Annotated in this window: 6 protein-coding genes and 1 tRNA gene; 6 read left to right on the forward strand and 1 reads right to left on the reverse strand. The window is 63.0% G+C overall.

The window, feature by feature from the left end; translation table 11 throughout:
• The 5 genes from Q7T64_RS06495 to Q7T64_RS06515 form a co-directional block, all read left to right on the forward strand.
• Nucleotides 1–174: N-acetylmuramoyl-L-alanine amidase (locus Q7T64_RS06495; protein WP_304793088.1), on the forward strand; the 174-nt coding region annotated here is incomplete at its 5' end.
• 27 nt (nucleotides 175–201) lie between these two features.
• Nucleotides 202–2,037 (forward strand): DNA mismatch repair endonuclease MutL, encoded by a 1,836-nt coding sequence (gene mutL, locus Q7T64_RS06500; RefSeq protein WP_304793073.1) that lies wholly within the window; start codon nucleotides 202–204, stop codon nucleotides 2,035–2,037.
• Nucleotides 2,038–2,053: 16 nt separating this feature from the next.
• Nucleotides 2,054–3,265 carry a multidrug effflux MFS transporter gene (locus Q7T64_RS06505; protein WP_304793076.1) on the forward strand — a complete coding sequence of 404 codons (1,212 nt, stop codon included), beginning with the start codon at nucleotides 2,054–2,056 and terminating at the stop codon, nucleotides 3,263–3,265.
• Entirely contained in the window at nucleotides 3,262–4,227 is a 966-nt protein-coding gene (gene miaA / locus Q7T64_RS06510) for a tRNA (adenosine(37)-N6)-dimethylallyltransferase MiaA (protein WP_304793079.1), read from the forward strand. The genes Q7T64_RS06505 and miaA overlap by 4 nt, the downstream gene beginning before the upstream one ends.
• Before the next feature lie 136 nt (nucleotides 4,228–4,363).
• Nucleotides 4,364–4,440: transfer RNA gene (locus Q7T64_RS06515), tRNA-Met, on the forward strand.
• 169 nt (nucleotides 4,441–4,609) lie between these two features.
• On the opposite strand, the gene Q7T64_RS06520 is transcribed toward Q7T64_RS06515, so the two are convergent.
• Entirely contained in the window at nucleotides 4,610–5,605 is a 996-nt protein-coding gene (locus tag Q7T64_RS06520) for a sodium-dependent bicarbonate transport family permease (protein WP_304793082.1), read from the reverse strand.
• An 84-nt stretch (nucleotides 5,606–5,689) separates the two neighbouring features.
• Here Q7T64_RS06520 and Q7T64_RS06525 point away from each other — a divergent pair.
• Nucleotides 5,690–6,403 (forward strand): LysR family transcriptional regulator (locus Q7T64_RS06525; RefSeq protein WP_304793086.1); only part of this gene is annotated, 714 nt, incomplete at its 3' end.

The raw sequence follows: 6,403 nt of genomic DNA on the forward strand, positions 1-6,403 counted from the left end.
AAGGCACCGGACATTCCGAGCATCCTGGTGGAGACAGCATTCATCTCCAACCCGGAAGAAGAAGCCAAGCTCATCGACAGCAATTACCAGGACCAGATTGCCGAAGCAGTCATGACCGGCATCCGCAAATACTTCGCGCAAAATCCGCCGCTGAGCAAAGGGCAGATGATGTGAGCAGGATGGCGGCGCTATAATTCGGCGATGAATACCCTGGTGCCCCCCGGTCGTCCGATACAACAGCTTCCTGACCAGTTGATATCGCAGATCGCCGCTGGCGAAGTGATCGAACGGCCCGCGGCCGTGGTCAAGGAATTGCTCGAAAACGCACTCGATGCCGGCGCCACGCAAATCATGGTGCGGCTCGAGCAGGGCGGCTGCAAGCGCATCTGCATCACCGACGATGGCCGTGGCATTGCCCCTGCGCAAATGCCGCTGGCGCTGGCTCGGCATGCCACCTCCAAGATCGCCTCGCTGTCCGACCTGGAAAGCGTAATGACACTTGGCTTTCGCGGCGAAGCACTGGCGTCCATCGCCTCGGTTGCGCAACTGACACTGACTTCGCGCACCGCCAGCGATACGCACGCCTGGGAAATCATGGCCGGCGGATCGCCGGCGCCGGCCTCGGCCGCAGCCGGCACCACGGTGGACGTGCAAGACCTGTACTACAACACGCCGGCGCGCCGCAAATTCCTGAAGACCGAGCAGACCGAATTCGGCCATTGCCTGGAAGTGGTGCGCCGCCTGGCGCTGGCGCGCCCCGATGTCGCCTTTTCGCTGGTACACAATGGCAAGACCGTCGACCACTGGGGCGCCGGCGAACTGGCGCGCCGCAGCACACAGGTCATGGGCGAGGACTTCGCCGGCGCCCGCCTGCCGCTGCACCAGGTCGCCGGCACGATCACGCTGTCGGGCTATATCGGCCTGCCGACAGCAGCACGCAACCGCGCCGATGCGCAGTACTTCTATGTCAACGGCCGTTTCGTGCGCGACAAGCTGCTGACCCACGCGGTGCGCGCCGCCTACCAGGACGTGCTGCACGGCGATCGCTTCCCGACCTACCTGTTGAGCCTGGACCTCGACCCGCAGCTGGTCGACGTCAATGTGCATCCCTCCAAGATCGAAGTGCGCTTCCGCGATGGCCGGGCGATACATCAGTTCGTGTTCCATGCGGTGCGTGACGTATTGGCGCAGACCTCGGCAACCGCGCACGGCACAGCACCGGCGCCGCAAGCCGCGCCCGCCCCGGGCCTGTCGTGGATACGCGAACAGGCCGGTTTGCCGCTGCGGGCGCAGGGGGGCGTGGCGCAGGACCTGGCGCAGTACGGCGCATTGTTCAACGCGGCAGCGTCGCCGTCGCTGGCTGGCGCCGCCACAACAGTACTGCGCGATGCCAGCGCCAGCCATGCCTTCGCAACATCGCCGTCGCCGGCTGGTGCCGAGCCTGCCGCCGACGAATTTCCGCTCGGCTTTGCGCTAGCCCAATTGCATGGCGTGTATGTGCTGGCGCAGAACGCGCGCGGGCTGGTGCTGGTGGACATGCATGCTGCGCATGAACGCATCCTGTATGAGCAATTCAAGCAATCGCTCGATGCCGATGCGGTGCAAATCCAGCCACTGCTGATCCCGGTCACTTTTTATGCCGACCCGATCGAGATTGGCAGCGTCGAAGAAAACCAGCAGGTACTGGCCACGCTCGGCTTCGACATTTGCGTGATGTCGCCGACCACACTGGCGGTGCGCGCCATCCCTGCCCTGCTGAAAAACGCCGACGCCCAGGCGCTGGCGCGCGACCTGTTGCGCGACGTACGTGAATTCGGCGGCTCGCAAGTACTGATGGAACGCCGCAATACGCTGCTCGGCACGCTCGCCTGCCATACCGCCGTGCGCGCCAACCGGATGCTGACAATCCCGGAAATGAATGCCCTGCTGCGCCAGATGGAAGCCACCGAGCGCGCCGACCAATGCAACCACGGTCGCCCGACCTGGGTCCAGCTTGGCCTGCCCGACCTCGACCGCCTGTTCCTGCGCGGCCAATAGCACCCGACCCGCCCCGATGAATCCCGACACCCGGCCACTGGCCCAGTTCGCCCATGCGCCGCTGTTGCTGCTGGTCATCGCTTACCTGATGATGCAGCCGCTGTCGACCGACCTCTACCTGGCATCGCTGCCCAGCCTGGCGACCACGTTCAATGTTCCCACCTCCACGGTGCAACTGACGCTGTCGGTGTTCGTCATCGGTTTCGGTTTTGCGCAACTGATCGTCGGTCCGCTGTCGGACCGCTACGGCAGGCGGCCGGTGCTGCTATGGGGCCTGGCCATCTACGCGCTGGGATCGGCGCTCTGCACATTCGCACCGTCGATCCAGTTACTGATCGCGGCCCGCGTGCTGCAGGCCATTGGCTGCTGCTGCGCCATCATGAATTCGCGCGCGATCGTGCGCGACGCCTACGACCCCGAGCACAGCGTGAAAGTGATCACCCGCGCCAGCACCTGGCTGGCGCTGGCCCCGCTATTGGGACCCATCCTTGGCTCCTACCTGCAAGTCACGTTCGGCTGGCGCGCCGCCTTCGTGGTACACACGCTGCTGTCGACCACGCTGCTGGTGCTGACCTTCTTGCGCCTGCCGGAAACCAACCTGCACAAGAATCCGGACGCAACCAACCTGGCCGGCTTGTCCGCCAACTTTCGGCTGGTACTGGGCGCGCGCGAATTCTGGGCCTACGCCCTGCCCGGCGCCTTGTCCTACGGCGCGCTGTTTGCGTTCATTTCGGGCGCATCGACCGTGCTGATACGGGTGCTGCAAGTGCCCACCGAATATTTCGGCTACTGCTTTGCGTTCGGCGTATCCGGTTATCTGTGCGGCACGCTGGTGTGCCGGCGATTGCTGGCGCGCATCGGCACGCCAGCCACCTTCCGCGTCGGGAGCACGATGTCGCTGGCCGCCGGCGCGCTGTTCCTGGCGGCCGTACTGGCCGGCCTTGCGCATTGGTCCATTGTCGTCATCGCCATGTCCCTGACCATGGGCGCGCATGGCATCAACTATCCGGTCAGCCAGGCTGGCGCGGTCAATCCGTTTCCGCGCCAGGCCGGCACGGCGGCTGGCCTGGCCGGCGCGCTCAGCATGCTGGTGGCATTCATCGTCGGCACCATTGTCGGCGCCAGCTACAACGGCACGCTCACCCCGCTTGCCGTGCTGGCCGGTGCGCTCGGCCTGTCGATCTTTGTGGCGGCCCGCATGTTCGTGCCCATGCAAACAGCAACATGACCAATCCTTCGCGTCCATTGGCGGTAGCCATCATGGGGCCGACGGCGTCCGGCAAGACGGCGGCCGCACTGGCCATCGCCAGCGAAATCCCGTGCGAAATCATTTCGGTCGATTCCGCACTGGTGTATCGCGGCATGGATGTGGGCACGGCCAAGCCCACGCCGGAACAACGCGCGCAAGTGCCGCACCACCTGATCGACATCCTCGACCCCAGCCAATCGTATTCGGTGCGCCAGTTCCGCGACGACGCGCTGCGCCTGACGCAGGACATCCTGGCGCGCGGCCGCCTGCCGCTGCTGGTCGGCGGCACCATGCTTTACTTCAAGGGCTTGCGCGACGGCCTCGATGACCTGCCCGTTGCCGACCCCGCAGTGCGCGCCCGGCTCGACGAAGAAGCAGCCCGGCTCGGCGTACCCGCGCTGCATGCGCGACTGCACACCGTGGACCCGGCCACAGCGGCGCGGCTCAAGCCCAACGATGCACAGCGCATCCAGCGCGCGCTGGAGATTTTCGAGCTGACCGGGCAGCCGATGTCCTCCCTGCTGGCCCGGGCCGCACCGGTGACGCTACCCTTCACGCTGCTGCCGATTTCGCTGGAGCCGTCGGACCGCGCCGTGCTGCATGCGCGGATCGCGGCGCGCTTTCACGCCATGCTGGCCGATACCGAGCATGGGCTGCTGGCCGAAGTCGCGGCATTGCGCGTACGCGGGGATTTGCATCCCGGCTTGCCGTCGATGCGCTGCGTCGGCTACCGGCAGGCATGGGAATACCTGGACGGGAAAATCGACCTGGCCGGCCTGCGCGAAACAGGAATTGCAGCGACCCGCCAATTGGCCAAGCGCCAGTTGACATGGCTGCGCAGCATGGACGACAGGATTGTCGTGGATTGCCTGGACCCGGCTGCGGCGCGGCAGGTCAGGCGCATCGTCGAAGAGCATCCGGACCGTGGGCGCCAGGCCTGATTTGTTGTCAACCAGACAGCAAAAACACGCATGCCGGTTCCTCGTTTTGCTAGCTGTTGCTGGCCGTTACGGGTAGGCGGGACAGGGGGCACGGGTTGACAGGGTTTCCGTGAAGTCTCATAATCCTCGGCTGTCCGGTGATATAGCTCAGTTGGTTAGAGCACAGCACTCATAATGCTGGGGTCGGTGGTTCAAATCCACCTATCACCACCAGGAACATCTCTAAAGGCCAATTTCCCGAGTGAAATTGGCCTTTTTTATTGTCCTGCCGTTGATGTGTCACTCCCTGGAAGTTGCAGGCCCGATTCGCAGGCTGGCGAGCACCGGGCACTGGCCCATGCGCAGTGAACCGGGGCAGTCCATCCATCCCGTCAATACGCGCTCACGCGAGAACCGCTTGCGCCAGGGCCGTGTACACGGGAATCCCGACCAGAATGTTAAACGGGAACGTCACGCCCAGGCTCAGGCCGAAGTACAGCGAAGGATTCGCCTCCGGCAGCGCGTACCGCAGCACTGCGGGCACGGCAATGTAAGAGGCGCTCGCAGCCAGGACCATCAGCAAGGCGCCATCGCCGGCAGGCAGGTTCAACAGGAAAGCCAGCCCCAGGGCCAGACCCGCATGCACAATCGGTCCCAGCACCGCATAGGCGATCAGCACGGGGGACTTGCCTTTTACCTGGGGCAGGTTACGCGCCGCCATCAAACCCATGTCCAGCAGGAAGAACGACAGCATTCCCTTGAACAGGTCGCCGGAGAAGGGCTGCATTGCGGCCTTTCCGGCATCACCCGTGATCAGGCCAACGACCATTGCGCCCAACAGCAGTAACTGGGCGCCATCCGTGAACGACTCGTGCAGTATCTTGCCAATGGAAACACCCTGCCTGGCCGCTTGGACGCCAATGACGGCAACTCCCCCTCCCAACGGCGCGGCCTTTTGCCTGAGTGCATTGGCAAAGACCACGGCGATGATGATGGCGGGCGACTCCATCAATGCCATCGCTGCGGCCATGTGCCCGCCATAGGCCACGTGCTGGTTTTCCAGGTATTGAACGGCGGTCACAAAGCTCACCGCACTGACGGATCCGTAGGTCGCCGCGACCGCTGCGGCGTCAAAGCCTGAAACAAATTGCCGCAGGATCCAGTAGCCCAACAAGGGAACGATGATTGCCAGCGCAATGGCTGCGGCAAGGCTGACCCCCACGTCGGCCGTCAGACCCGAATCAGACAGAGCAAATCCTCCCTTGAGCCCTAAGGCCATCAGCAGGTACAAGGACAGGAATCGCGAAATGGCGGGCGGGATTTCCAGGTTCGACCTGACTGTGCCGGCAAATACGCCGAAGATGAAAAAAAGGATCGCGGGATCGAGCAGGTTTTGCATGGGGTTTCTCCTTCTGCGCATCCTAAGAATTTCTTTCAATAATGTAAAATCGATTCTTGCATGTCTTTAAATAGATAAAACTCTATGAATGTCACCTTCCGGCAGCTCAGGCTATTCTTGGCGTTGGCCGATACTGGCAGCGTGAGCGCTGCAGCCAGGGCGATGCATGTGACCCAGCCCACCGCCTCCATGCAATTGAAGGAAGTCAGCCAGTCCGTGGGGCTGCCGCTTTATGAACTCGTCGGGAAGAAAATCTACTTGACGGATGTGGGCAAGGAGCTCGCTGCGACTGCTCGCTCGGTGGCACAGACCTGGGATGCATTTGAACAAGGCGTGGATGCCGTCAAAGGTCTGGCGCGGGGCAAGCTGCGGGTGGCTGTGGTCAGTACGGCGAAATATTTCATGCCGCGCTTGATTGGCAGCTTTTGCACCAGGCATCCGGCTATTGACGTTTCTTTGGAAATCCTCAATCGCGATGGCGTGGTGCATCGCTTGCGCGAAAACCTGGACGACCTCTACATCATGTCCATGCCGCCAACTGACATGGACCTCGGCGACGAGGTGTTCATGCCCAATCCCATTGTCGTGATCGCGCCGGCATCGGATCCGCTGGCTAGACAAAGCTTGGTATCCCTGCATCAACTCGCCCAACGCCGCTTCATTTTGCGTGAAAGAGGATCAGGAACACGGATGGCCGCCGACCAGTTCTTCCGCAAAATGAAATTCCGTCCCGATGTCCGGCTCGAGTTGGGAAGCAATGAGGCGGTGAAAGAATCGGTTGCCGGCGGCCTGGGTGTC

Source organism: Lacisediminimonas sp. (genome assembly GCF_030645335.1).
Lineage (GTDB): Bacteria > Pseudomonadota > Gammaproteobacteria > Burkholderiales > Burkholderiaceae_D > Lacisediminimonas.

Excerpts from the sequence above, each read along its gene's own strand:
- mutL (WP_304793073.1), top strand. The coding sequence starts at position 202 with ATGAATACCCTGGTGCCCCCCGGTCGTCCGATACAACAGCTTCCTGAC.
- Q7T64_RS06505 (WP_304793076.1), top strand. The coding sequence starts at position 2,054 with ATGAATCCCGACACCCGGCCACTGGCCCAGTTCGCCCATGCGCCGCTG.
- miaA (WP_304793079.1), top strand. The coding sequence starts at position 3,262 with ATGACCAATCCTTCGCGTCCATTGGCGGTAGCCATCATGGGGCCGACG.
- Q7T64_RS06520 (WP_304793082.1), bottom strand. The coding sequence starts at position 5,605 with ATGCAAAACCTGCTCGATCCCGCGATCCTTTTTTTCATCTTCGGCGTA.